Raw genomic sequence first — 24634 nt, forward strand, 5'->3', positions numbered from 1 at the left:
AACCGGGTTGTCCGCCAGATAGTCAAATGATTACCACTGGTAGCTGACCAGCAGTTTGGCGTTGCGGCCATCCTGCGGGACGCCCTGCGGCGAGTAATATTCTTTGTCGAAAGCGTTGCCCAGCACCACGGTGGTGGTCATGCCCTGCAGCCGATCGCGACCCTTGTAGCTCAGATAGAAGTCGTTGACGCCATAGCCGGCTTGTTCGGCCGTGCCGGTCTCCACGCGCGTCGCGCGTTCGGCGAAGGTGGCGACCCAGCCGGCGGACAGACCGGTTTCGCCCAGCGGCACGTCCAGCGAGCTGGTGACAGTGTCTGGATTGATGCTGCTTAACCAGTCACCGGTCGCTTCATTTTTGCCACGGGTGCGGTTATAAGCCAAATCCCAGCCGAACCACGGTGTTTTATAGCTGAGCGTAGCATCCCATCCCCAGATTTTGGCGCGATCGATATTGGTCGAGAATGTGGTGCAACTGATGCAATAAGGACCTCGCGGACCGCGTCCCAGTTCCATCGTGACATCGGTGGTGATGTAGTCCTTGGCTTTGGTATCGAAATAGCTGGCTTTGAACTGCAGGCTATCATCGGCCAGCATCAAATCATCGAAACGCAGACCAAACCCGTACTCTTGGGTTTCGTTGGTTTCCGGTTTCAAACTCGGGTTAGGCACCCAATAGTTGGTGATGGTGGTTGGCCCCATTGGAATTGAGAAGTGTTTGGAGTCGTTGTACATCTCACCCATCGTCGGCGCGCGGAACGCCTGAGAATAGGAGCCGAACAGCATCAACCAGTCGGTAGGCGTAATGCTGACCGCACCGCGAGAGGACCATTTGTCCGCATCCACATCGGCATAACCGTCGCTTGAGCCCTTGTAATTGTCATAGCGGGTGCCGGCGAGCAGAGTGACAGGCAGATCGCGCAGCGTGATTTCATCTTGCAGCCAGCCTGAAGCGAAATTGATTTTTGCTTGCGGGAAACTTTCGGTAGCGCCGCCCGGCGTTTGTTCCTGTTTGTAAGCCTCGGTGCCGTAGGTCAGCAGGTGAGAGGCGAAAGTATCCGCAAACAGGCGCGTTCGGTTTTCGAGTTTGGCGCCTTTCGTGGTTTGTTTGCGTGCTTCATCTTCGCTGCCATTGGCGTGAGCGTTAATTTTTACGTCTGAATAATACACTTTCGCTTCTGCATCCAGCCAATCTTGGCCGGCCGGTTTCAGTTTGTAACTCAGTGCCGCGTCGCGTTGAATCGTCGAACGATCGGTCATTAAGTTTCCACTGGAGCTGGCTGGAGTTTGCGGGTTTTTCGGCTCCTGGGCGCTGTTGTTGTAGTAACGCAAGTTGCCGCTCAGCGACTGGCTATCGTCGATCTTCCAGGTGCCTTTGGCCAGCACATTGCTGATGGTTTCGTCGTTAGGCGCATCGAAGCCGTTGCCCTGACGAAGATCGCCGACGTCGCGAGTGCCGAACGACAGCAGGCCGTCGAGGTTATCGGTCTTGCCGTAGGCGCTGGCGCCCATGCCCAGGCTGTGATCGCCGGTGCCGGCGGTGCCGTAGACGCGGAACCCGGTATCGTGGCCCGGCAGCAGCAGATCGGCGGCATCGACGGTCTCATAAGACACTACGCCGCCCAACGCGCCGCTGCCGTACAGCAACGCGGAGGGGCCGCGCACGATTTCAATGCGTTTCACTAACGCAGGATCCAAAAATGTGCCGTTAATATGGCCGGTATCGGTCCCCTGGCGGATGCCGTCAACCAACGTCAGCACGCCGCGTCGGTCGTAACCGCGCATCATGAGATCTTGCCCATTGCTGCGCCCGGAACCCGTGACGGTAATGCCCGGCACGCGGCGCAGCATATCGGCGGCGGTGCCTGCAGTTTGGCTTTCCGGCGAGTTGCCTTCGATCACCGTGACCATCATCGGCGCTTCAAAGCTGCTGCGCTGGTTGCCGGTGGCGACCACGGTCATGGTCTCGTCGGCGGTTTTGGCTTTTTTAGCCGGCGCCGCGTTGGAAGAGGATGTTGTGCTGGTGTTTTGGGCCAAGGCCACCGTAGGCAGAGCGCAGGCAATCGCCAGACTCAAAGCGGAAAAACGCAGCCGGGTGGAAAATGTCAGAGGCATGGTGCAACTCTCCGTATGTAATAAAACATATCAATAGATTTGCTGGCTGCCTGGATCAAAAGATCGGGGTGGCTGGCGTTTGAGGATTCTGTGGTTATTTGGTCAGGATCAATTTCCCGGCTTTGGTCTGCCGTAGCTGATAGCGCTGGCCCTGATGGGTAATGAACGCGATGCCGTCGGCGCCGAGCAGCTGTGCGCTGTCGTAGCTGGGCGGCGCGTTTGCGCTGTGCTCGGTCGGGGCCGCGGCGGCGGGGGTAGGCGTGTTGGCAATATCCATCATCATTGTGCTTATAAAACAGACCATTAAATGGTAATTAATATCAAACTGAGAATCATTATCATGTGAAGGAAAGGTTACATCAAGGAAAATTTTCTTACCGTTGGAACCTTTTTGTCGAACGGACATCCGGCGGCGGGCCGAGCGCACTCGGCCCGTAAAAAAGGGGCGTTATTTCAGCAGGGTTTCGATGCGGTCAAACAGACGTTCAGGCTTGGTGATCGGCGCAAAGCGCGTGACGCGCTGGCCGTCGGCGGTGAGCAGAAACTTGGTGAAATTCCACTTGATGCGGCGGCTACCCAAAATGCCGGGCGCCAGGCGTTTCAGCTCATTGAACAGCGGGTGCGCGCCGGGGCCGTTAACGTCTATCTTGCTGAACAGCGGGAAACTGACGCCGTAGTTGAGGCTGCAAAAGTTGGCGATCTCCAGCGGGCTGCCCGGCTCCTGAGAACCAAACTGGTTGCAGGGGAAGCCGAGCACCACCAAGCCGCGTTCGCGATAGTATTGCCACAAATTTTCCAGCCCGCGGTATTGCGGGGTGAAGCCGCACTTGCTGGCGGTGTTGACCACCAGGTAAGCGCGCGCCGGGAAATCGCCCAGCGTTTTTTGCTCGCCCTGCAGCGTGACGCAGGGGATGGATAACAGAGAGTGAATCATGCCGGGGCTCCAGGTGCGTTTCGGCGGGTGCAAAGAGGTTGCGATCAGTATAGATGAGCGGGGCGGGAGGGATAAAGCCGGGGCGAAGCCCCGGCCCAGGTTGCGTCAGAAACGGCTATCGACCGCATCCGCCAGCATCGCCAGCAGCTGTTCGCTGTCGGACCAGCTCAGGCAAGGATCGGTGATCGACTGGCCATAGGTCAGCGGCTGGCCGGCGACGATTTTCTGCGTGCCTTCCACCAGGAAGCTTTCCGCCATCACGCCGGTGATGGCGGCGGAGCCGGCGCGGATCTGTTGGCAGACGTTGTCGGCCACTTCCAGCTGGCGGCGGTGCATCTTCTGGCAGTTGCCGTGGCTGAAGTCGATCACCAGGTGCTCCGGCAGATCGAACTCGCGCAGGCTGTCGCAGGCGGTAGCGATGTCGCTGGCGTGGTAGTTCGGCGTTTTGCCACCGCGCATGATGATGTGGCCATACGGGTTGCCGCTGGTCTGGTAGATGGTCATCTGGCCATGTTTGTCCGGCGACAGGAACATGTGCCCGGCGCGCGCCGCACGAATGGCGTCGATGGCGATGCGGGTGTTGCCGTCGGTGCCGTTTTTGAAGCCGACCGGGCAGGAGAGCGCCGAGGCCATTTCACGGTGGATCTGGCTTTCGGTGGTGCGTGCGCCGATGGCACCCCAGCTGATGAGATCGGCGATGTATTGGCCGACCACCATGTCCAGGAATTCGGTGGCGGTCGGCAGGCCGAGCTGGTTCACTTCCAGCAGCAGGCGGCGCGCCATTTCGATGCCGCGGTTGACCTGGAAGGTGCCGTCCAGCGCCGGATCGGAGATCAGGCCTTTCCAGCCGACGACGGTGCGCGGTTTTTCGAAGTAGGTGCGCATCACGATTTCCAGACGATCCTGGTAGCGTTCGCGCAGGGCGTTCAGCCGGCCGGCGTAATCGACGGCGGCGTCGAGATCGTGGATGGAGCAGGGGCCGATCACCACCAACAGGCGGCGGTCTTCACCGGTGAGGATTTTTTCAATGCGTTTTCGTGACGCTGTCACGTTATCGGCGACGGCCGCCGAGATCGGCAGCTTGTCTGCCAACGCTTGCGGCGTGACGAGGCTGTCGATGCGCGCGGTCCGCAGTTCATCTGTTTTGTACATGTTGTTCCCTGGAAACTGTTCTTCTCTGCGGCAGGAGTGCCGGGAAGTGATGGCGATCACAATAACGCAAAAAGCGCTGAATTCAACCGTAGAGATTGCGTTCTGTTGATCAAAGCCGCGAAAAAAAGCACAAAAAAATCAGCTGCTGCTGAAATAAACGGCAGGCGGCGGGGCGCGACGGCCCCGCGAGGAAAAGATCAGAACATGCGGCGGCTCATGCCGAGGATATCGAGGATTTTGGTGGAGATCTCTTCGACCGAATAGTTGGTGGTATTGAGATAGCGGATCTGGTTTTTGCGGAACAGCGCCTCGACCTCGGCGATCTCCATGCGGCACTGGCGCAATGAGGCGTAGCGGCTGTTTTCGCGCCTCTCTTCGCGGATCGCCGCCAGGCGCTCCGGATCGATGGTCAGGCCGAATAATTTATGCTGAAACGGTTTCAGCGAAGCCGGCAGGTGCAAATTGTCCATATCGTCGGCGATAAACGGATAGTTGGCGGCGCGGATGCCGAACTGCATCGCCAGATAGAGGCTGGTGGGGGTTTTGCCGCAGCGCGACACGCCGAGCAGGATCACCTGCGCCTGATCGAGGTTGCGCAGCGAAATGCCGTCATCGTGCGCCAGGGTATAGTCGATGGCGGCGATGCGCGCATCATACTTGCCGAGGTTGCTGGCGGTCAGGCCGTGGGTGCGGTTCGGCACCGGCGTCGGTTCTACGTCCAGCTCGCCCTGCAGCGGGCCGACCAGCGCCTGCACGATATCCTGGCAAAAGCCCTGGCTCTGGACGATCACATCGCGCACTTCCGGCGAGATGATGGAATAAAAAACCAGCGGCCGCACGCCGGTTTCATTATAGATATCATCGATTTGTTGGCGAACTGCGCGTGCGCGGGCCTCGGTTTCGACAAACGGCAAGGTGTACGTGGTCGCTGTGACCGGGAACTGCGACAGCACCGCGTGCCCCAGCACTTCGGCGGTGATCGCCGTACCATCCGAAATATAAAAAACGCTTCTTTCCACCCGAGGCTCCTTACCTGAGAACGGTGTTCCTGCTGTCATAACTGCCAATATCATGAGCCGCAGACGATTCGCCGGTAAAGGGGCGAGGGAAAAAATTGTGACGGCGGGGCGGTAAACCGCCTTGCGGCGGCGCGTGAAGAAAAGTGCATTTTGACGACGGTAAAAATCGTGGCGCAGCGACGCTTTTCGATCCGAAACGCAAATTTGCCGCTATTTTCACCAAAAACGGTAGCGTTTGCGTGGTCATTAAAACAGAAGTTTAAAAAGAACGTAATTTGTTGAGAACTAAGCTTTTCGTGCGATTGGGAACGGTTCCCAGGCAAATCAGCCGGTTAGGACATTCTCTTAAAAACCACTTTCTTCAGTGGGTTGATCGATTCACCTTTCCATTTTCCCCAGATCAGTGTGCTAGTCTGATTCGGCTCCGTGTTAGCGGCGCCGTAAAGCAAGCGAATTAAATCCGTCTTTACCCTACTGATAGCAATAAGGATTGTCTCGATGTCCAACAATGGCCCAGACTTGCGTAATGTGCTTTGGTACAACCAGCTTGGCATGCACGACGTTGACCGTGTCGGCGGCAAAAACGCCTCCCTCGGTGAAATGATCACCAATCTTTCCGATTTGGGCGTGGCCGTGCCAAACGGTTTTGCCACCACCGCACAGGCGTTTAACGATTTCCTCGAACAAAGCGGTGTTAACCAGCGCATCTATCAGCTACTGGATCAGACCGACGTTGACGACGTTGCACAACTGGCCAAGGCCGGCGCCCAGATCCGCCAATGGGTGATCGACACGCCGTTCCACGCCGAGTTCGAACGTGAAATTCATCAGGCTTACCAACAGCTCGCCGATGGCGAACCGGAAGCCTCTTTTGCGGTGCGCTCCTCCGCCACGGCGGAAGACATGCCGGACGCGTCCTTTGCCGGCCAGCAGGAAACCTTCCTCAACGTGCAGGGCATCGACGCCGTGATGGTGGCGATCAAGCACGTGTTCGCGTCGCTGTTCAACGACCGCGCCATCTCGTATCGCGTGCATCAGGGCTATGACCACCGCGGCGTGGCGCTGTCGGCGGGTGTACAGCGGATGGTGCGCTCCGATCTGGCCTCCTCGGGCGTGATGTTCACCATCGACACCGAGTCCGGCTTTGATCAGGTGGTATTCATCACCTCCGCCTTCGGCCTGGGCGAAATGGTGGTGCAGGGCGCGGTGAACCCGGATGAGTTCTACGTGCACAAACCGACGCTGCAAAACGGCAAGCCGGCGATCGTGCGCCGCAACCTGGGCTCGAAAAAGATCCGCATGGTGTACGCACCGTCGCAGGATCACGGCAAGCAGGTGCGCATCGAAGACGTGCCGGAAGCGCAGCGCAGCCGTTTCTCGCTGACGGATGAAGAAGTGCAGGCGCTGGCGCAGCAGGCGATCCTGATCGAAAAACATTACGGTCGCCCGATGGATATCGAGTGGGCGAAAGACGGCCATACCGGCAAGCTGCTGATCGTGCAGGCGCGTCCGGAGACCGTACGCTCCAATGAGCAGACCATGGAGCGCTACCAGCTGAACGGCTCCAGCCCGGTGCTGGTGGAAGGCCGCGCCATCGGCCACCGCATCGGCGCCGGCCCGGTCAAAGTGATCCACGACATCAGCGAAATGGATCGCATCCAGCCGGGCGATGTGCTGGTCACCGACATGACCGACCCGGATTGGGAACCGATCATGAAGAAAGCCGCCGCGATCGTCACCAACCGCGGCGGGCGCACCTGCCACGCGGCGATCATCGCCCGTGAGCTGGGCATTCCGGCGGTGGTGGGCTGTGGCCACGCCACCGACGTGCTGAAAGACGGCCAGAAAGTCACCGTCTCCTGCGCGGAAGGCGACACCGGCTTCGTTTACAGCGATATGCTGGACTTCAGCGTGCAGAGTTCCGAAGTGACCGAGCTGCCGGATCTGCCGCTGAAGATCATGATGAACGTCGGCAACCCGGATCGCGCCTTCGACTTTGCGCGTTTGCCGAATGAAGGCGTGGGCCTGGCGCGGCTGGAATTTATCATCAACCGCATGATCGGCGTGCACCCGCGTGCGCTGCTGGAGTTTGACCAGCAGACGCCGGCGCTGCAAAACGAAATTCGCGCGCTGATGCAGGGTTACGATCACCCGGTCGAGTTCTACGTCGGCCGTCTGACCGAGGGCATCGCGACGCTGGGCGCCGCCTTCTGGCCGAAGCGCGTGATCGTGCGTCTGTCCGACTTCAAATCCAACGAGTATGCCAATCTGGTGGGCGGCGACAAGTATGAACCGCACGAAGAGAACCCGATGCTGGGCTTCCGTGGCGCCGGCCGTTACGTGGCCGACAGCTTCCGCGATTGCTTTGCGCTGGAATGCGAGGCGGTGAAACGCGTGCGTAACGAAATGGGGCTGACCAACGTCGAAATCATGGTGCCGTTCGTGCGCACCGTGGCGCAGGCGGAAGCGGTGGTGGCCGAGCTGGCGCGCCAGGGGCTGAAGCGCGGCGAAAACGGGCTGAAAGTGATCATGATGTGCGAGATCCCGTCCAATGCGCTGTTGGCGGATCAGTTCCTCGAGCACTTCGACGGCTTCTCCATCGGTTCCAACGACATGACCCAGCTGGCGCTGGGGCTGGATCGCGACTCCGGCGTGGTGTCGGAGCTGTTCGACGAACGCAACGAGGCGGTGAAAGCGCTGCTGTCGATGGCGATTCAGGCGGCCAAGCGCCACGGCAAATACGTCGGCATCTGCGGCCAGGGCCCATCCGACCACGAAGACTTCGCCGAGTGGCTGATGGAGCAGGGCATCGACAGCCTGTCGCTCAATCCGGACACCGTGGTGCAGACCTGGATCAATTTGTCGAAAAAGAAATAATGTCTCGGCATCGCTAAGGCATTAACGCCAGGCCGCAGTTTACGCTGCGGCCTTTTTATTTCTGAATGTAAATAACGGCGCGTAAAATAATCAATTTGGCGAAAAAAGAATAAAAAAAAGCCCACCGTAGGAGATGGGCAAAGACTACACACAGCAATTCACATGTATGGCATTACATAGTTCAGAAAGGTTGCTTTAAAATCAGTGATTTGAAGCAATAGATGGCCATAATACTAGATTTTTGAACGCGACTAGTCATTAAGAATCATCCTAATCGATAGCGGCATCACATTTTATTTGCGGTCGTTATCTCTTTTTGCCGCTTGCAATAAACAGGGATTTACATTGCACCTTTCATTCGCCGAGCCCCAATCAATATAGGGCGGCATTATATTTGGCGTAGATATTACTCGAATGAGGTAGGAATAATGACGGGGCGAAATATTCCGCCCGACGATGCGGGCGGAAGGGGGGATTAGCGTTTTTCCAGATCTTCGATGACTTGCTCCGGCGCGGTGGTCGGCTCCGGCGCTTCATTCATCCAGGCGGTCAGCAGGCGATAAGATACCGCCAACACCACCGGACCGATGAACAGGCCAATCATGCCGAAGGCCAGCAAACCGCCGATAACGCCGGAGAGGATCAGCAGCAGCGGCAGATCGGCGCCCATGCGGATCAGCACCGGGCGCAGCACGTTATCCAGCGTGGCTACCACGCAGCTCCAGACCAGCAGCACGGTGCCCCAGGTGGTATCGCCATGCCAGTACAGCCAGATAATGGCCGGCACCAGCACCAACAGCGGCCCCAATTGCGCCACGCAGCAGATAAAGATCAGCATCGTCAACAGGGTGGCGGCCGGAATGCCGCTCACCGCCAGACCGATACCGCCCAGCACCGACTGTACCAGCGCCGTCACCACCACGCCCAGCGCGACGGCGCGGATCGCCTGGCCGCCCAACAGCACCGCCGCATCGCCGCGCGCAGAACCGAGGCGCACCGCAAAGTGGCGGATACCCAGTGCCACCTGCTCGCCGCGCGCATACAGCAATGCGCTGAACAGCAACATCAGCGCGCAGTGCAGCAGCAGACGGCCGATATGCGCCGCCTGCGCCACGAACCAGGTGGCGGTCTGGCCGAAGTACGGCTGCACCTTCGCCAGCAGCGCGGCGCCGCCGGCGTTAACCAGCGTGTGGTAGCTGGTGTAGAGCCTGTCGCCGATCATCGGCACGGACTGCAGCCAGGCGAGGTCGGGAATGTGCAGCTTGCCCGGTGAACTGGCCCAGGCGATCAGCGGCGCGCTGTTATCCACCACGCTGCTGATCAGCAGGGAGATTGGCAGAATGAACAGCAGGATCAGCAGCAGGGTCATGACCAACACCGCCAGCGAACGGCGGCCCCACAGCAGTTTTTGCAGTTTGAGCAGCAGCGGCCAGGTGGCGATCACCACCATGCCCGCCCAGGCGAAGCCGAGAATAAACGGTTGGATCACCCAAAAACAGGCGACGATCATGATGGCGATAAACAGCACGCCGAAAATAATTCGCGGTAAGTCGTAACGCGATTGCGGGAGTGGCATCAGTGGCTTCTCATCCTGGTCAATTAAATCCCTGGCACCGGGGAATCGGGGTGCCTGTCGGTCGGTTTCTCACCGCCGGGCGGCCGCCTGTGGCGGCGCTCGCAGGGCGGTAATAATGTGAATGCCTTCACTAAACGAGTATGTTAGTTTTTAGTGTCACTAAAAAATAGGGTGGGTCTGAATTAAAGGCCCGATTCAGCGTACATCAGCGCATAAAAAATAGACGGACAGGGTCAAAAAAGCGAATGATCCCACAGATTTCTCAGGCGCCCGGCCTCGTTCAACGGGTGCTCGACTTTTTGGAAGCACTGAAGCAAAACGGATTCAACGGCGACACCGCCACCAGCTACGCTGACCGGCTGACGATGGCCACCGACAACAGCATCTATCAGCTGTTGCCCGATGCGGTGGTGTTCCCCCGTTCCACCGCCGACGTGGCGCTGATCGCCCGCCTGGCCGGGGAAGAGCGATTCAAGACGCTGACCTTCAGCCCACGCGGCGGCGGCACCGGCACCAACGGCCAGTCGCTCAACACCGGCATTGTGGTCGATATGTCGCGCCATATGAATCGCATTCTGGAGATCAACGTCGAACAGGGCTGGGTAAAAGTCGAAGCCGGGGTGATCAAGGATCAGCTGAATCAATATCTGCGGCCGTTCGGCTACTTTTTCTCGCCGGAACTGTCCACCAGTAACCGCGCCACGCTGGGCGGCATGATCAACACCGACGCCTCCGGCCAGGGCTCGCTGGTGTACGGCAAAACCTCCGATCACGTATTGGGCCTGCGGGCGGTGCTGCTGGGCGGTGAGATGATCGATACCCGCGCCATGCCGACGGCGCTGGCGGAAACGATTGCTCTGGAAGAGACCGCCGAAGGGCGCATCTACCGCACGGTGCTCAACCGCTGCCGCGAGCAGCGTGCGCTGATCCTGGAGAAATTCCCCAAGCTCAACCGCTTCCTCACCGGTTACGATCTGCGCCACGTGCTGAGCGACGATCTGCAAACCTTCGATCTGACGCGCATCCTGACCGGCGCCGAAGGCACGCTGGCGTTTATCACCGAGGCGCGGCTGGACATCACGCCGCTGCCGAAAGTGCGCCGTTTGGTTAACGTAAAATACGACTCCTTCGACTCGGCGCTGCGCAATGCGCCCTTTATGGTCGAAGCCAAGGCGCTGTCGGTGGAAACCATCGATTCCAAGGTGCTGAACCTGGCGCGTGAAGACATCGTTTGGCACTCGGTGAACGAACTGATCGCCGACGTGCCGGATAAAGAGATGCTCGGGCTGAACATCGTCGAGTTCGCCGGCGACGATCGGGCGCTGATCGACGGCCAGATGGAAACCCTGTGCCAACGGCTGGACGAACTGATCGCGCAGCGGCAGGGCGGCGTGATCGGTTACCAAATCTGCGGCGATCTGGCGGGCATCGAGCGCATTTACAACATGCGCAAGAAGGCGGTCGGGCTGCTGGGCAACGCCAAAGGGCGCGCCAAGCCGATTCCGTTCGCCGAGGACACCTGCGTGCCGCCGCAACACCTGGCGGACTATATCGTCGAATTCCGTCAACTGCTCGACGACCACCACCTGAGCTACGGCATGTTCGGCCACGTCGACGCCGGGGTGCTGCACGTGCGCCCGGCGCTCGACATGTGCGACCCGCAGCAAGAGGTGCTGATGAAGCAAATCTCCGATCGGGTGGTGGCGTTGACCGCCAAATACGGCGGCCTGCTGTGGGGGGAGCACGGCAAGGGGTTCCGCGCGGAATACAGCCCTGAGTTCTTCGGCGAAACGTTGTATGAAGAGCTGCGCCGCATCAAGGCGGCATTCGACCCGGATAACCGCCTGAACCCGGGCAAGATCTGTTCGCCGCTGGCGGTGGATGCGCCGATGATGCAGGTGGACGCGGTCAAGCGCGGCACCTTCGATCGCCAGATCCCGGTCGAGGTGCGCACCTCATTCCGCGGCGCGCTGGAGTGTAACGGCAACGGCCTGTGCTTCAACTTCGACGTGCGCAGCCCGATGTGCCCGTCGATGAAGATCAGCGGCAACCGCATTCATTCACCGAAAGGGCGGGCGACGCTGGTGCGCGAGTGGCTGCGTCTGTTGGCCGAGCAGGGCGTCGATCCTTTGGCGCTGGAAAAACAGTTGCCGCAGCAGCGAGTCAGCCTGCGCGGTTTGATCGAAAAGACCCGCAACAGCTGGCACGCGGGCAAGGGCGAGTATGACTTCTCGCACGAAGTGAAAGAGGCGATGTCCGGCTGCCTGGCCTGCAAGGCCTGCTCCACCCAGTGCCCGATCAAGATTGACGTGCCGGGATTCCGTTCGCGCTTCCTGCAGCTCTACCACACCCGCTATCTGCGCCCGGTAAGCGACTACATGGTCGCCGGCGTGGAGAGCTATACCCCGTTGATGGCCCGCGCGCCGAAGGTGTTCAACTTCTTCTTCCGCCAGCCGTGGCTGCGGGAGATGAGCCGCAACGCCATCGGCATGGTCGATCTGCCGCTGCTGTCCAGCCCGACGCTGCGTCAGCAGCTGTCCGGCCACCGCGCGACCACGCTGACGCTGGAGCAGCTGGAAGGGCTGAGCGCCGAGCAGCGCGCAGAACACGTGCTTATCGTCCAGGATCCGTTCACCAGCTATTACGACGCCAAAGTGGTGGCGGACTTTGTCAGGCTGGTGGAGAAGCTCGGCTATCAACCGGTGCTGCTGCCGTTCTCGCCGAACGGTAAGGCGCAGCATGTGAAAGGTTTCCTGACGCGCTTTGCCCGCACCGCGCGCAAAACCGCCGATTTCCTCAACCGTGTGGCGCAGCTCGGCATGCCGCTGGTGGGCGTTGATCCGGCGCTGGTGCTGTGCTACCGCGACGAATACCGCGAGATCCTCGGTGCCGAACGCGGCGATTTCCAGGTGCAGCTGGTGCATGAATGGCTGCAGCAGCGGATTGCGGATCGCGCCGAACAGCCGGCGACCGGCGAGCCGTGGTATCTGTTCGGCCACTGCACCGAAACCACCGCGCTGCCGGCCAGCGGCCAACAGTGGGCGGCGATCTTCGCCCGCTTCGGCGCCAAACTGGAGAACGTCAGCGTCGGCTGCTGCGGCATGGCGGGCACTTACGGCCATGAAGCCAAGAACCTGCAAAACTCGCTCGGCATTTATGAGCTATCATGGCATCCGACGCTGCAGCGTTTGCCGCGGCAGCGCTGCCTGGCGACCGGCTATTCCTGCCGCAGCCAGGTGAAACGCATCGAGGGCAATGGCGTGCGCCACCCATTACAGGCACTTCTGGAGATGATTGAGTGAAATTGTGGAAACGTGAAACATCGCTGGAGCAGCTGAACCGCGCCGGCGACGGCTGCATGGTCAGCCATGTGGGCATCGAGTTTACCCAGCTGGGCGAAGATTTCCTCGAGGCCACCATGCCGGTCGATGGCCGCACCCGGCAGCCGTTCGGGCTGTTGCACGGCGGGGCATCGGTGGTGTTGGCGGAGTCGATGGGATCGATGGCCGGCTACCTGTGCAGCGAAGGCGAGCAGAAAGTGGTGGGGCTGGAGATCAACGCCAACCACCTGCGCGCGGTGTTCGATGGCCAGGTGCGCGGGGTGTGTCGCGCACTGCACGTCGGCCGTCGCCATCAGGTGTGGCAAATCGAGATCTTCGACGCGCGCGATCGGCTGTGCTGCACCTCGCGTCTGACCACGGCGGTCATCGACTGATTCCTGCCGGTTTCCGCAGGCGTTCGGCCTGCGGAGCCTTTCGCCTTACAGCTGAAACGGCACGCGTTTGACGAAGTCCTTTTGAAACGCGTTCGCCTTCTCCCAGGTGCCTTCCATTGCATATTTTTGGCAGATCAGCGTCAGCGTGTGGCGGGCGAAGTGGTAGCTTTGCACCCGAAACAGCTGGCAGCGATGTGGGTTGTTGATCTCGACGATCAGCCGGTTGTGCAGCTTGCTGAGCGCGTGCAGGTAGCTGTCGTCGTCGCCGTTCTCCAGACACAGATTGGCCATGGTGAGGCTGACGCTGTTGTACCGCTTCAGATGGTCGATATTGCATTCCGGGCGCCGCAGCGCCGCTTCGGCCATATAAAAGTCCACCGTGGCGTCGCGCACGCTGAATTTGTATTCATCAATCTTGCCCAGCAACCATGCGTTGATCGAAAGAGTCATTGGCTTCGCGCTCAAATTCAAATTGAATGATAATCATTATCATATAAACTGCCGCGTTGCCGATCAATCCCGGCGCGGCGTTTTTTTATTGCTCAGGAGGGTAAAAGACCGCCGCCGACCCAACTTAATCCTGAGCGACTAAACTTTAACCTGAGGGCCGCGCGCTTGCGCCGCGCCACGAAATGCCGATAAACGCACATTTACGACAGACAGAATGCAGAAATAGGTATTTTCTATGAATGTTTAGATCGGCAACGCACCGCAGCGCTGTAACGCTGACGGGCCACCGGGGAGTGCGGTACGGTGATGCAGGATAGATAACGAATTCATAGAGATAGCATGCACACCTTGCCGCCTGACGCCGCAAGCCGCCACGGGTGTCCCGTTGGCTTGCCGCGCGCCGCAGCGAAAAACCGCGCTCGCGGCGGATACCCCCGCAAAACAAACGGTTGAAGTGATAATCGTTATCACTAACATATAAGCAACCCAGATTGGCTGTGGCCAAACACGAGTGTGAGGTAGACCCTATGCAAACGGAAAATGTCGGCACTTTTTCTCTGGATGAAAATGTCTGGCAAGGCATTTCGCTCAGCGACAGCGCCGTACGACAAATAACGAAACTGATGCAGCAGGATCCGCAGGTGAAAGGGCTGCAGCTAGGGGTGAAACAATCCGGCTGCGCCGGCTTTGCCTATGTGCTGGATCTGACCCGCGAACCCGCCGATGACGATCTGCTGTTTGAGCGCGACGGCGCCAAACTCTATGTGCCGCTGAAGGCTATGCCGTTCATCGACGGCACCACGGTAGATTATGTCCGCGAAGGGCTGAATCAGATATTCAAATTCAATAACCCTAAAGCTCAGCATGCCTGCGGGTGCGGCGAGAGCTTTGGCGTTTGAGCGATGCAATCAACATGACACGAAGCAATGTAGAAATGCCTAATGAAGTGCAGGCTTGGGTCAGCGAAGGTCGCTACAAAGAAGGTTTCTTCACCCAGCTGGCAACCGATGAGTTGGCCAAAGGCATCAACGAAGAGGTGGTGCGCGCCATCTCGGCCAAGCGCAACGAACCCGAGTGGATGCTGGAATTCCGCCTCGAGGCCTACCGCGCCTGGCTGCAGATGGAAGAGCCGCACTGGCTGAAGGCCAATTACGATCGCCTGAACTACCAGGACTACAGTTACTATTCGGCGCCGTCCTGCGGCAGCTGCGACGATGCCTGCGGTTCGCAACCCGGCGCCGAGCAGCAACCGGGCGCGGCGACGGAAAAAGATTACCTGACCAGCGAAGTGGAGCTGGCGTTCAATCAGCTCGGCGTGCCGGTGCGCGAGGGCAGCGAGGTGGCGGTGGACGCCATCTTCGACTCGGTCTCGGTCGCTACCACTTACCGTGAAAAACTGGCGGAGAGCGGGGTGATCTTCTGCTCGTTCGGCGAAGCTATCCAGGAATACCCGGATCTGGTGCGTCAGTACCTGGGCCGCGTGGTGCCCTCCAACGATAACTTCTTCGCTGCGCTGAACGCCGCGGTGGCCTCCGACGGCACCTTCGTCTATGTGCCGAAAGGCGTGCGCTGCCCGATGGAGCTGTCGACCTATTTCCGTATCAACGCCGCCAAAACCGGCCAGTTCGAGCGCACCATCCTGATCGCCGACGAAGGCAGCTATGTCAGCTACATCGAAGGCTGCTCGGCCCCGGTGCGCGACAGCTACCAGCTGCACGCGGCGGTGGTGGAAGTGATCCTGCATAAAGACGCCGAAGTGAAATACTCGACGGTGCAGAACTGGTTCTCCGGCGGCGAGAGCAAGGGCGGCATCCTCAACTTCGTCACCAAGCGCGCGCTGTGCGAAGGCGCCGGCTCGAAAATGTCCTGGACCCAGTCGGAAACCGGCTCGGCCATCACCTGGAAATACCCGAGCGTGATTTTGCAGGGCGACAATTCGATCGGCGAATTCTTCTCGGTGGCGCTGACCAGCGGCCATCAGCAGGCGGACACCGGCACCAAGATGATCCACATCGGCAAAAACACCAAGTCGACCATCATCGCCAAAGGCATCTCCGCCGGCCACAGCGAGAACACCTATCGCGGCCTGGTGAAAATCCTGCCGGGGGCGGAAAACGCCCGTAACTTTACCCAGTGCGACTCGATGCTGATCGGGCCGGACAGCGGTGCCCACACGTTCCCTTACGTTGAAGCGCGCAACAACAGCGCTCAGCTGGAGCACGAAGCCACCACCTCGAAGATCGGCGACGACCAGCTGTTCTACTGCCTGCAGCGCGGCATCAGCGAGGATGACGCCATTTCGATGATCGTCAACGGTTTCTGCAAGGACGTTTTCTCCGAGCTGCCGCTGGAGTTCGCCGTCGAGGCGCAGAAACTTCTGGCCATCAGCCTGGAACACAGCGTGGGTTAATCGCCGCATTTTTAGCGCCGTCGGCGCTATCTGAGGACACAGCATGTTAAGCATCAAGAATTTGAAAGTCAGCGTGGAAGGCAACGAGATCCTCAAGGGATTGGATCTGGAGATCAAACCGGGCGAAGTGCACGCCATCATGGGGCCGAACGGCTCGGGCAAGAGCACGCTGTCCGCCACGCTGGCCGGGCGTGAAGAGTACGAAGTGACCGAAGGGGAAGTCACCTTCAAGGGCAAGGATCTGCTGGAGCTGGATCCGGAAGATCGCGCCGGCGAAGGCGTGTTCCTGGCCTTCCAGTACCCGGTGGAGATCCCTGGCGTCAGCAACCACTTCTTCCTGCAGACGTCGGTCAACGCGGTGCGCAAATACCGCGAGCAGGAGCCGCTTGATCGCTTTGACTTCGCCGATTTTATCGAAGAGAAAATCGCGCTGCTGGATATGCCGGCCGATCTGCTGACCCGTTCGGTCAACGTCGGCTTCTCCGGCGGTGAGAAAAAACGCAACGATATTCTGCAGATGGCGGCGCTGGAGCCGGATCTGTGCATTCTCGATGAAACCGACTCGGGCCTGGACATCGACGCGCTGAAGATCGTCGCCAACGGCGTCAACTCGCTGCGGGACGGCAAGCGCGCCTTTATCATCGTGACCCACTATCAGCGCATTCTGGACTACATCAAACCGGATTACGTACACGTGCTGTCCCAGGGGCGCATCGTTAAATCCGGCGATTTCTCGCTGGTGAAACAGTTGGAGGAGCAGGGCTATGGCTGGCTTACCGACCAACAGTAATTCAAACGCGCTGCAGCAGCTGTATCGCCTGTTCGAAGGCCGCGGCGGCGAGCGTTCGCCGCATGCGCTGGCGCACTGGCAGCAGGCGCTGCGCCTCGGCTGGCCGACGCGCAAGCATGAAAACTGGAAATACACGCCGCTGGAGAGCCTGCTGGAGCAGCAGTTCCTCGATCCGCAGCCCGCGCCGGTGAGCGCAGAGCAGCTTGAGGCGCTGGCGCTCGGCATCGATGCCTGTCGGCTGGTGTTTATCGACGGCCGCTATAGCGCCGCGCTCAGCGATGGCGATCTGGGCGACTACCAGTTCGAGTTGACCGCCTACGGCACGCCGCAGGCGCTGCCGGAGCCGATCCAGCCGGAGATTTTCCTGCACCTGACCGAAAGCCTGGCGCAGGAAACCAGCCTGATTCGTTTGCCGGCCGGCAAGGCCCCGGCCCGCCCGCTGTACCTGCTGCACATCAGCAGCGGACGCGGCGCCACCGGGGAAGTGAACACCGTGCATCATCGTCACCATCTGGAGATCGGGCGCGGCGCCGAGGCGGAAGTGATTGAACACTATGTCAGCCTGGGCGAGGCCGCGCACTTCACCGGCGCGCGCCTGACCGCCAACGTGGCGGACAACGCCGGGCTGTTGCACTGCAAGCTGGCGTTTGAGAGCCAGCCGAGCTACCACTTTGCCCATAACGATCTGGTTATCGGCCGCGACGCGCGGGTGAAAAGCGACAGCTTCCTGTTGGGTGCCGGCCTGACGCGGCACAACACCAGCGCACAGCTGAACGGCGAAGGCGCAAACCTGGTGATCAACAGCCTGGTGCTGCCGGTGGGCAAAGAGATCTGCGATACCCGCACCTATCTGGAGCACAACAAAGGCTATTGCGAAAGCCGCCAGCTGCATAAAACCGTGGTCAGCGATCGCGGCAAGGCGGTGTTCAACGGCATGATCAAAGTGGCCAAGCACGCGATCAAAACCGACGGCCAGATGACCAACCATAACCTGCTGTTGGGTAAGGTGGCGGAAGTGGATACCAAGCCGCAGCTGGAGATTTACGCCGACGACGTCAAATGCAGCCACGGCGCCACCGTGGGGCGTATCGATGAAGAGCAGCTGTTCTATCTGCAGTCGCGCGGCATCGACAAACATGCGGCGCAGCAGATGATTATCTTTGCCTTCGCCGCCGAGCTGACCGAAGGCATCGCCAACGACACCATCCGGGAACGGGTGCTGGCGCGCATCGCCCAGCGCCTGCCGGGGGAGGCTGCATGAGTTATCCGATTGAACGCGTGCGCGGAGATTTTCCGCTGCTGGCGCGTGAGGTGAACGGCCAACCGCTGGCCTATCTCGACAGCGCCGCCAGCGCGCAGAAACCGCAGGCGGTGATCGACCGCGAGCTGGAGTTCTACCGCCACGGTTATGCGGCGGTGCATCGCGGCATCCACACCCTGAGTGCCGAGGCGACTCAGCAGATGGAAGCGGTGCGGGAGCAGGCGGCGCGCTTTATCAACGCCGCCTCGGCGGAAGAGATGGTGTTCGTCAAGGGCACCACCGAAGGCATCAATCTGGTGGCCAACAGCTTTGGCCGCCACCTGCTGCAGCCGGGCGATGCGATTCTCATCACCGAGATGGAGCACCACGCCAACATCGTGCCGTGGCAGATGCTGGCGGAGGAGCGCGGGCTGCAGCTGCGGGTGTGGCCGCTACAGCCGGACGGTACGCTGGATCTGGCGCGACTGCCGGAACTGGTCGATGCGTCCTGTAAACTGCTGGCGCTGACCGAGGTCTCCAACGTGCTGGGCACCGTCAACCCGGTGCGCGACATTATCGCCCGCGCCAGAGCCCTGGCACCGAATTTGACGGTGCTGGTGGACGGCGCGCAGGCGGTGATGCACCAGCGCGTCGATGTCCAGGCGCTGGACTGCGATTTTTATGTGTTTTCCGGCCACAAGCTGTACGGTCCTTCCGGCATCGGCATGCTGTATGGCCGCCAGGCGCTGCTGCAGCAGATGCCGCCGTGGGAAGGGGGCGGCTCGATGATCCGCCAGGTCAGCCTGACGGCGGGCACCACCTTCGCCGATCCGCCGTGGCGCTTCGAGGCCGGTTCGCCGAACACCGCCGGCATCATGGGGCTGGGGGCGGCGTTCGATTACGTCGAAGCCCTGGGCCTGAATGCGATCCACGATTATGAACAGTCGCTGATGCACTACGCGCTGAAGGCGCTCAGCCAGGTGCCGACGCTGAAAGTCTATGGCCCGGCCCATCGCGCTGGGGTGATCGCCTTCAATCTGGGGGAACACCATGCCTATGACGTCGGCAGCTTCCTCGATCAGTACGGCATCGCCATTCGCACCGGCCATCACTGCGCCATGCCGCTGATGGCGTTTTATCAGGTGCCGAGCATGTGCCGCGCTTCGCTGGCGTTATATAATACCCGCGAAGAGGTGGACCGGCTGGTGGCCGGGCTGCAACGCATTCATCAGCTATTAGGCTAGGCCGGGGCGCGTCCCCGGCGGTACAAAAGGATCCCCATGGCGAATTTGCCGGACAAAGATAAATTGGTGCGAAATTTCTCCCGCTGTTTGAACTGGGAGGAGAAATACCTGTACGTGATTGAACTCGGTGCCAAATTGCCGCCGCTGGACGAGGCCGAGCGGCAGGCCGGCAACCTGATCTCCGGTTGTCAGAGCCAGGTGTGGATTGTGATGCGCCTCGATGAGCAGGGGCAGGTCGAGTTTCACGGCGACAGCGACGCGGCGATCGTCAAAGGCCTGCTGGCGGTGGTGTTTATTCTGTATCGCCAATTGACGCCGCAGCAGATTGTCGAGCTCGACGTGCGGCCGTTTTTCGCCGAGCTGGCGCTCAGCCAACACCTGACGCCTTCGCGTTCACAGGGGCTGGAGGCGATGATCCGCGCCATTCGCAGTAAAGCCACGCAGCTGGCCTGAGCCTGAACGCCCCCGTTCTTGAGGGCTCATTGATACATTCGTTTTGTCAATGAGCCTTTACAATCCACGCTTTCCCCCCAGATAACATCCCCAATTCAGTGATATTTCAGCAGCTTATCCGTTGACGTTTCGTTGACAATCAACGGCGGTGATTACGTTATAACGTGTTGATTTTTAGAGAACTTATTGCCTTTGATGCCAGCATTGCTAGTATTAATCAGGTATTGTCTGATTTACCCGCCGCCGGGCGCTCGTTAGCCTTGGGGACGAACCGTCATAAAAAATATAGGGATGATAATGAAACGTGCGTTGAGTTTAATGGGCATGGTCTTCGCCACCGTATTGGCCGGCACGCAGGCCGCCAGTGCGACCGAGTACCCGCTGCCGCCGCCGGACAGCCGTCTGATCGGTGAAAACACCACTTATACCGTGCCAAACGACGGCCGTCCGCTGGAGGCGATCGCCGCCGACTACAAGATTGGCCTGCTGGGCATGCTGGAAGCCAACCCCGGCACCGACCCGTTCCTGCCTAAGCCGGGTACGGTGCTGACCATTCCGACCCAAATGCTGCTGCCTGATACCAAGCGTGAAGGGATCATCGTCAACCTGGCCGAGCTGCGCCTTTACTACTATCCGAAAGGCGAGAACAAAGTGATCGTCTATCCGATCGGTATCGGCCAGACCGGGATGCACACGCCGCTGGAAGTGACCTCCGTGAGCCAGAAGATCCCCAACCCGACCTGGACACCTACCGCCAACATCCGCAAACGCTATCAGTCCCAGGGCGTGACGCTGCCTGCGGTGGTGCCGGCCGGCCCTGAGAACCCGATGGGGCTGTTCGCCCTGCGTCTGGCGATGGGGCGCGGTGAATACCTGATCCACGGCACCAATGCCAACTTCGGGATCGGCATGCGCGTCAGCTCCGGCTGTATTCGTCTGCGTCCGACGGACATCGAAGCGCTGTTCAACCAGGTGCCACGCGGTACGCGGGTGCAGGTGATCAACGATCCGGTGAAGATTTCGGTTGAGCCGGACGGCAAACGCTATGTGGAAGTGCACCAGCCGCTGTCGCGGGTAGAAAGCGACGATCCGCAGACCATGCCGATTGCGTTGTCTAAAGCGGAGAAAGCCTTCGCTGCAGATGAGCAAACCGATCGCGCCGTGTTCGATAGCGCGGTTGTACGCCGTTCTGGCATGCCGGTGCTGGTCAACGTGGGGGAGAACCCGTCTGAGGTGAGTTTAACGCCTGTAGCGGCGCCTGCGGCGAATAAGAGCCCATTCAAGGCAGCGCCAATCAGTTCAGTGAACTAAGTTTGCAGGACTGAGCGGTCGAAGAGGGGTTCAGCGTGCTGAGCCTCTTTTTTTTGCCTGCCGAAGGAGAACCCCCGGGCCGATGAGCAGGCAAAAAAAACGGCGCACAATGTGCGCCGTTTTCAATAACCAAAGCTAACTTACTTTTTGTAAGCGTGAGCTTGGTTGTCCAGACGCTGGTTAGCGCGTGCTGCGTCGTCTTTAGCCGCTTGAACGTCAGAACGCATTGCGTTCACGTCGTTGCTCAGCTGATCAACTTTAGCGTTCAGAGTCTGAACGTCAGAAGACAGTTGATCGATTTTAGCGTTGCTAGAGCAGCCAGCCAGCAGAGTGGAACCCAGGATTACCGCGCCCAGTACCAGTTTAGTACGATTCATTATAACACCCTCTAGATTGAGTTAATCTCCATGTAGCGTTACAAGTATTACACAAACTTTTTTCGAAAGAGAATAATTTTTTAGTGTTGAGGTGCTTTATTTTGATCGTTCGCTCAAACTTGCATCTGGTTTTACAAATTAGTTAAAAAAACGAGGGAAAACAGCCGGCTTCCATGGGACTACTCCGATTTGTTATTAGCTAAATAATGAGCGGATCGCGGTTGCGTTTTGAGAAAAATAGTTTACTGCCGATAAAAAAAACGCCGCAAAGCGGCGTTTTGATCAAGGTAATTATGTCACGTTTTATATTACAGCACGTGTACCGAGGCGGTGTTGGTAGTGCCGCTCGGCACCAGCGCGCCGGAAACCATCACCACAACGTCGCCTTTCTGCGCCAGGCCGCTGGCCAGCGCGGCTTCTTTACCGATGCGGTAGAAGTCGTCGGTAGAGGCGATTTCCTTGACCATCTGCGGGATAACGCCCTTGCTCAGCACCAGCTGATGCGCGGTGGTTTCATTGGTGGTCAGCGCCAGGATCACCGCGTTCGGGAAGTATTTACGCACGGATTTTGCTGACTTGCCGCCGCTGGTGGCGACGACGATCAGCGGCGCGTCCAGTTTCTCGGCGGTTTCTACCGCACCGCGGCACACCGCTTCGGTGATGCGCAGCTTGCGACGGTCGTTCAGGGTATCGATGCGGCTAGGCATCACGCGATCGGTACGCTCGCAGATGGTGGCCATGATGTTGACCGCTTCCAGCGGGTATTTGCCCTTGGCGCTCTCGCCGGACAGCATGACGGCATCGGTACCGTCCAGGATGGCGTTGGCAACGTCGCCGGCTTCCGCGCGGGTAGGGCGCGGGTTCTTGATCATGGAGTCGAGCATCTGGGTGGCGGTGATCACCACTTTACGCGCGCGGTTGCATTTCTCGATCATCATCTTCTGGGCGAAGATCACTTCTTCGACCGGGATCTCGACGCCCAAGTCGCCACGGGCAACCATGATGCCGTCGGACGCTTCGAGGATCTCGTCGAAGTTGTTCAGGCCTTCCTGGTTTTCGATCTTGGAGATGATCTGGATCTGCTCGCCGCCGTGGGCTTTCAGGTGTTCGCGGATCTCCAGCACGTCGGAGCGCTTGCGGATGAAGGATGCCGCCACGAAGTCGACGCCTTGTTCGCAGCCGAAGATCAGGTCGCGTTTGTCTTTTTCGGCCAGCGCAGGCAGCTGGATGGAAACGCCCGGCAGGTTGACGCCCTTGTTCTCGCCGAGATCGCCGTTGTTCAGCACCTTACAAATGACTTCGTTTTCGGTCACGTTGGTGACTTCCATGCCGATCAGGCCGTCGTCTACCAGCACGGTGTTGCCGATCTTCAGGTCGGCGGCGAAGCCGGCGTAGGTGACCGCTACGCGATCGCTGTTGCCGATCACGCTCTGGTCGGTGGTGAAAGTGAAGGTTTGGCCGGCGACCAGCGAGGCGTCTTTACCGCCTTCCAGTTTCATGGTGCGAATTTCCGGGCCTTTGGTATCCAGCAGGATGCCGGCATTGATACCGGTTTTCGCCATCACGGCGCGCATGTTCTTGATGCGGTTGCCGTGCTCTTCATAGTCGCCGTGAGAGAAGTTGAGACGCATCACGTTCATGCCCGCATTGAGCAGGTTGGTCAGCATTTCTTCCGATTCGGTTTTTGGACCGATGGTACAAACAATTTTGGTCTTTTTCATGGCGGAGTTTTCTACAAGTTGTGATGGATAAAAAAACGAATTTGACCGGCGCGGTTTACGCCGGTAGGGAATTTGGGCCGTGCCTGGTGGTGAAAAACATAGTTAAGGATAGGTGACGACAGTTGAAGCGGGGCGGAAAAATTCAGCCCGCGCGGGGGCGCGGGGATGCTGCGCAACGGGGTAAGATCAGATCGTGTTGTTATAGCGTTTTCGCAGATCAAGGGCTGAAACCATTCAACTGATAGACGTTGCGCATTATAAAGGCTAAGCGGTGGGAAACAAAATAAAAAACCGCGGCGGCGCGGCGGATATGTCAAAACGGGGGCAAATGTGGCGCAAATGCAACGCGTTGCGGGCCGCTTGTTGCGCAAATAACCATGCTGTAAATACAGGTTTAACGCGTTTGGGGAATTTCCAGCAGCACGCCGGCGCTCAGGCAGAAGCAGCCGCTGGCGACGTTGGCCGGCAATATCAGGCTCTCGCCGGCCCGTACCACCTGGGTGTCGCCGCCGAGGGTAAACTCGAATTCACCGGAGATCACCCGGGTTTGCCGCGCGTGCGGGGGCTTTTGCAGCTGGCCGAAGGCGCCGGCCTCGAAACGCACTTCTGCCGCCGGCGAACCGTCGCTCATCACGCCTTCACGGCGAGCAAGGCCATTGTCGAGCGATAAAAAGGCGGTTTTGGCGGTAAAGGTGGTCATGTGGCGTTCCTGGTGGCTGATGGCGGTAGCACGGCGCGATCGACATAAAAGTCAGGCGGTCGGGCAGAGACGAAACAACGGGAAGTATAACGCGATAGGGGGAGAGATGAATCAGCAATATGGTGCGTCCGAGTGGACTCGAACCACCGACCCCCACCATGTCAAGGTGGTGCTCTAACCAACTGAGCTACGGACGCACTGCACTGCTTCTGAAATTTGGTGCGTCCGAGTGGACTCGAACCACCGACCCCCACCATGTCAAGGTGGTGCTCTAACCAACTGAGCTACGGACGCACTGTACGGCTTCAGGAATTTGGTGCGTCCGAGTGGACTCGAACCACCGACCCCCACCATGTCAAGGTGGTGCTCTAACCAACTGAGCTACGGACGCATCTTTTCCTGTCTGTCATGGCTGACAGCGGGGACGAATATTAACGAGCTACCCGCGTGCTGGCAAGGGGAAAAGCGCAATTTTATTCGGTATTTCACGCGATTGCTGAGGTTGTGCGCAGTCCGGCGTTTTTTTCCGCAAACCGCAGCCCGGCCGGGGATG

The 24634-nt window shown here is 59.3% G+C and carries 20 protein-coding genes, 3 tRNA genes and 1 other RNA gene; 10 read left to right on the plus strand and 14 right to left on the minus strand.

What is annotated here, in order from left to right; all coding sequences use genetic code 11:
- Nucleotides 1-30: 30 nt before the first annotated feature.
- The 5 genes from EKL15_RS05290 to EKL15_RS05310 all read right to left on the minus strand — a co-directional run bounded on the left by EKL15_RS05290 (nt 31) and on the right by EKL15_RS05310 (nt 5256).
- The gene (locus EKL15_RS05290) at nt 31-2112 is read right to left on the minus strand and encodes a TonB-dependent hemoglobin/transferrin/lactoferrin family receptor (protein WP_197658806.1); all 2082 of its coding nucleotides are present in this window, start codon (nt 2110-2112) and stop codon (nt 31-33) included.
- 94 nt (nt 2113-2206) lie between these two features.
- Nucleotides 2207-2389, minus strand: a complete 183-nt coding sequence (gene hemP, locus EKL15_RS05295; RefSeq protein WP_070914906.1) for a hemin uptake protein HemP — start codon at nt 2387-2389, stop codon at nt 2207-2209.
- Nucleotides 2390-2560: 171 nt separating this feature from the next.
- Nucleotides 2561-3046, minus strand: coding sequence for a glutathione peroxidase (locus EKL15_RS05300; protein ID WP_038871031.1), 486 nt, complete (start codon nt 3044-3046; stop codon nt 2561-2563).
- A gap of 105 nt (nt 3047-3151) precedes the next feature.
- Entirely contained in the window at nt 3152-4198 is a 1047-nt protein-coding gene (locus EKL15_RS05305; protein WP_038871025.1) for a 3-deoxy-7-phosphoheptulonate synthase, read from the minus strand.
- Between the two features lie 197 nt (nt 4199-4395).
- Complete coding sequence (locus EKL15_RS05310) at nt 4396-5256, minus strand: pyruvate, water dikinase regulatory protein (protein WP_162215433.1); 861 nt, start codon at nt 5254-5256, stop codon at nt 4396-4398.
- A 459-nt stretch (nt 5257-5715) separates the two neighbouring features.
- Here EKL15_RS05310 and ppsA point away from each other — a divergent pair, with 459 nt between their 5' ends.
- On the plus strand, nt 5716-8094 hold the full coding sequence (gene ppsA / locus EKL15_RS05315; RefSeq protein ID WP_060419199.1) for a phosphoenolpyruvate synthase: 2379 nt from the start codon (nt 5716-5718) through the stop codon (nt 8092-8094).
- A 109-nt stretch (nt 8095-8203) separates the two neighbouring features.
- Here the strand turns inward: ppsA and rprA are convergent.
- Nucleotides 8204-8313, minus strand: an RNA gene (gene rprA / locus EKL15_RS05320) — antisense sRNA RprA.
- A 256-nt stretch (nt 8314-8569) separates the two neighbouring features.
- A complete protein-coding gene (ydiK, locus tag EKL15_RS05325; protein WP_055317060.1) occupies nt 8570-9670 on the minus strand; it encodes an AI-2E family transporter YdiK in 1101 nt (366 codons plus the stop codon).
- A 245-nt stretch (nt 9671-9915) separates the two neighbouring features.
- Between ydiK and EKL15_RS05330 the strand changes: the two genes are divergently transcribed.
- Together EKL15_RS05330 and menI are read left to right on the plus strand one after the other, a co-directional pair.
- Nucleotides 9916-12972: an FAD-binding and (Fe-S)-binding domain-containing protein gene (locus tag EKL15_RS05330; protein WP_147840228.1), complete on the plus strand. Its 3057-nt coding sequence runs from the start codon at nt 9916-9918 to the stop codon at nt 12970-12972.
- Nucleotides 12969-13385 carry a 1,4-dihydroxy-2-naphthoyl-CoA hydrolase gene (gene menI, locus EKL15_RS05335; protein ID WP_016927938.1) on the plus strand — a complete coding sequence of 139 codons (417 nt, stop codon included), beginning with the start codon at nt 12969-12971 and terminating at the stop codon, nt 13383-13385. The genes EKL15_RS05330 and menI overlap by 4 nt, the downstream gene beginning before the upstream one ends.
- A gap of 45 nt (nt 13386-13430) precedes the next feature.
- Here the strand turns inward: menI and EKL15_RS05340 are convergent, their stop codons facing one another.
- Complete coding sequence (locus EKL15_RS05340; protein WP_203089024.1) at nt 13431-13835, minus strand: hypothetical protein; 405 nt, start codon at nt 13833-13835, stop codon at nt 13431-13433.
- A gap of 527 nt (nt 13836-14362) precedes the next feature.
- Between EKL15_RS05340 and sufA the strand changes: the two genes are divergently transcribed.
- The 7 genes from sufA (at nt 14363) to EKL15_RS05375 (ending at nt 21283) form a co-directional block, all read left to right on the plus strand.
- On the plus strand, nt 14363-14734 hold the full coding sequence (gene sufA / locus EKL15_RS05345) for a Fe-S cluster assembly scaffold SufA (protein WP_004931368.1): 372 nt from the start codon (nt 14363-14365) through the stop codon (nt 14732-14734).
- 14 nt (nt 14735-14748) lie between these two features.
- Entirely contained in the window at nt 14749-16245 is a 1497-nt protein-coding gene (gene sufB / locus EKL15_RS05350; RefSeq protein ID WP_033638360.1) for a Fe-S cluster assembly protein SufB, read from the plus strand.
- Nucleotides 16246-16288: 43 nt separating this feature from the next.
- Complete coding sequence (sufC, locus tag EKL15_RS05355; RefSeq protein ID WP_004931365.1) at nt 16289-17035, plus strand: Fe-S cluster assembly ATPase SufC; 747 nt, start codon at nt 16289-16291, stop codon at nt 17033-17035.
- Nucleotides 17010-18296: a Fe-S cluster assembly protein SufD gene (sufD, locus tag EKL15_RS05360; protein WP_055317084.1), complete on the plus strand. Its 1287-nt coding sequence runs from the start codon at nt 17010-17012 to the stop codon at nt 18294-18296. The genes sufC and sufD overlap by 26 nt, the downstream gene beginning before the upstream one ends.
- Complete coding sequence (sufS, locus tag EKL15_RS05365) at nt 18293-19519, plus strand: cysteine desulfurase SufS (protein ID WP_087763495.1); 1227 nt, start codon at nt 18293-18295, stop codon at nt 19517-19519. Before sufD ends, sufS begins: the two co-directional genes overlap by 4 nt.
- A 36-nt stretch (nt 19520-19555) precedes the next feature.
- Nucleotides 19556-19972: a cysteine desulfuration protein SufE gene (gene sufE / locus EKL15_RS05370; RefSeq protein WP_060440061.1), complete on the plus strand. Its 417-nt coding sequence runs from the start codon at nt 19556-19558 to the stop codon at nt 19970-19972.
- A gap of 297 nt (nt 19973-20269) precedes the next feature.
- On the plus strand, nt 20270-21283 hold the full coding sequence (locus EKL15_RS05375; protein ID WP_100396331.1) for a L,D-transpeptidase family protein: 1014 nt from the start codon (nt 20270-20272) through the stop codon (nt 21281-21283).
- 140 nt (nt 21284-21423) lie between these two features.
- On the opposite strand, the gene EKL15_RS05380 is transcribed toward EKL15_RS05375, so the two are convergent.
- From EKL15_RS05380 to EKL15_RS05405, 6 genes are all read right to left on the minus strand, one after another.
- Nucleotides 21424-21660 carry a major outer membrane lipoprotein gene (locus EKL15_RS05380; protein WP_004931354.1) on the minus strand — a complete coding sequence of 79 codons (237 nt, stop codon included), beginning with the start codon at nt 21658-21660 and terminating at the stop codon, nt 21424-21426.
- A 308-nt stretch (nt 21661-21968) separates the two neighbouring features.
- Complete coding sequence (gene pykF, locus EKL15_RS05385; protein ID WP_060419184.1) at nt 21969-23381, minus strand: pyruvate kinase PykF; 1413 nt, start codon at nt 23379-23381, stop codon at nt 21969-21971.
- A 394-nt stretch (nt 23382-23775) separates the two neighbouring features.
- Nucleotides 23776-24081, minus strand: a complete 306-nt coding sequence (locus EKL15_RS05390; RefSeq protein ID WP_100396332.1) for a cupin domain-containing protein — start codon at nt 24079-24081, stop codon at nt 23776-23778.
- Between the two features lie 120 nt (nt 24082-24201).
- A tRNA-Val gene (locus EKL15_RS05395) sits at nt 24202-24278 on the minus strand.
- A 20-nt stretch (nt 24279-24298) separates the two neighbouring features.
- A tRNA-Val gene (locus EKL15_RS05400) sits at nt 24299-24375 on the minus strand.
- Nucleotides 24376-24395: 20 nt separating this feature from the next.
- A tRNA-Val gene (locus tag EKL15_RS05405) sits at nt 24396-24472 on the minus strand.
- Nucleotides 24473-24634 lie beyond the last annotated feature (162 nt).

Source organism: Serratia sp. 4542 (assembly GCF_016805595.1).
Classification (GTDB): domain Bacteria; phylum Pseudomonadota; class Gammaproteobacteria; order Enterobacterales; family Enterobacteriaceae; genus Serratia; species Serratia nevei.

Excerpts from the sequence above, each read along its gene's own strand:
- EKL15_RS05290 (WP_197658806.1), bottom strand. The coding sequence starts at position 2,112 with ATGCCTCTGACATTTTCCACCCGGCTGCGTTTTTCCGCTTTGAGTCTG.
- hemP (WP_070914906.1), bottom strand. The coding sequence starts at position 2,389 with ATGGATATTGCCAACACGCCTACCCCCGCCGCCGCGGCCCCGACCGAG.
- EKL15_RS05300 (WP_038871031.1), bottom strand. The coding sequence starts at position 3,046 with ATGATTCACTCTCTGTTATCCATCCCCTGCGTCACGCTGCAGGGCGAG.
- EKL15_RS05305 (WP_038871025.1), bottom strand. The coding sequence starts at position 4,198 with ATGTACAAAACAGATGAACTGCGGACCGCGCGCATCGACAGCCTCGTC.
- EKL15_RS05310 (WP_162215433.1), bottom strand. The coding sequence starts at position 5,256 with ATGACAGCAGGAACACCGTTCTCAGGTAAGGAGCCTCGGGTGGAAAGA.
- ppsA (WP_060419199.1), top strand. The coding sequence starts at position 5,716 with ATGTCCAACAATGGCCCAGACTTGCGTAATGTGCTTTGGTACAACCAG.
- ydiK (WP_055317060.1), bottom strand. The coding sequence starts at position 9,670 with ATGCCACTCCCGCAATCGCGTTACGACTTACCGCGAATTATTTTCGGC.
- EKL15_RS05330 (WP_147840228.1), top strand. The coding sequence starts at position 9,916 with ATGATCCCACAGATTTCTCAGGCGCCCGGCCTCGTTCAACGGGTGCTC.
- EKL15_RS05340 (WP_203089024.1), bottom strand. The coding sequence starts at position 13,835 with ATGACTCTTTCGATCAACGCATGGTTGCTGGGCAAGATTGATGAATAC.
- sufA (WP_004931368.1), top strand. The coding sequence starts at position 14,363 with ATGCAAACGGAAAATGTCGGCACTTTTTCTCTGGATGAAAATGTCTGG.
- sufB (WP_033638360.1), top strand. The coding sequence starts at position 14,749 with ATGACACGAAGCAATGTAGAAATGCCTAATGAAGTGCAGGCTTGGGTC.
- sufC (WP_004931365.1), top strand. The coding sequence starts at position 16,289 with ATGTTAAGCATCAAGAATTTGAAAGTCAGCGTGGAAGGCAACGAGATC.
- sufD (WP_055317084.1), top strand. The coding sequence starts at position 17,010 with ATGGCTGGCTTACCGACCAACAGTAATTCAAACGCGCTGCAGCAGCTG.
- sufS (WP_087763495.1), top strand. The coding sequence starts at position 18,293 with ATGAGTTATCCGATTGAACGCGTGCGCGGAGATTTTCCGCTGCTGGCG.
- sufE (WP_060440061.1), top strand. The coding sequence starts at position 19,556 with ATGGCGAATTTGCCGGACAAAGATAAATTGGTGCGAAATTTCTCCCGC.
- EKL15_RS05375 (WP_100396331.1), top strand. The coding sequence starts at position 20,270 with ATGAAACGTGCGTTGAGTTTAATGGGCATGGTCTTCGCCACCGTATTG.
- EKL15_RS05380 (WP_004931354.1), bottom strand. The coding sequence starts at position 21,660 with ATGAATCGTACTAAACTGGTACTGGGCGCGGTAATCCTGGGTTCCACT.
- pykF (WP_060419184.1), bottom strand. The coding sequence starts at position 23,381 with ATGAAAAAGACCAAAATTGTTTGTACCATCGGTCCAAAAACCGAATCG.
- EKL15_RS05390 (WP_100396332.1), bottom strand. The coding sequence starts at position 24,081 with ATGACCACCTTTACCGCCAAAACCGCCTTTTTATCGCTCGACAATGGC.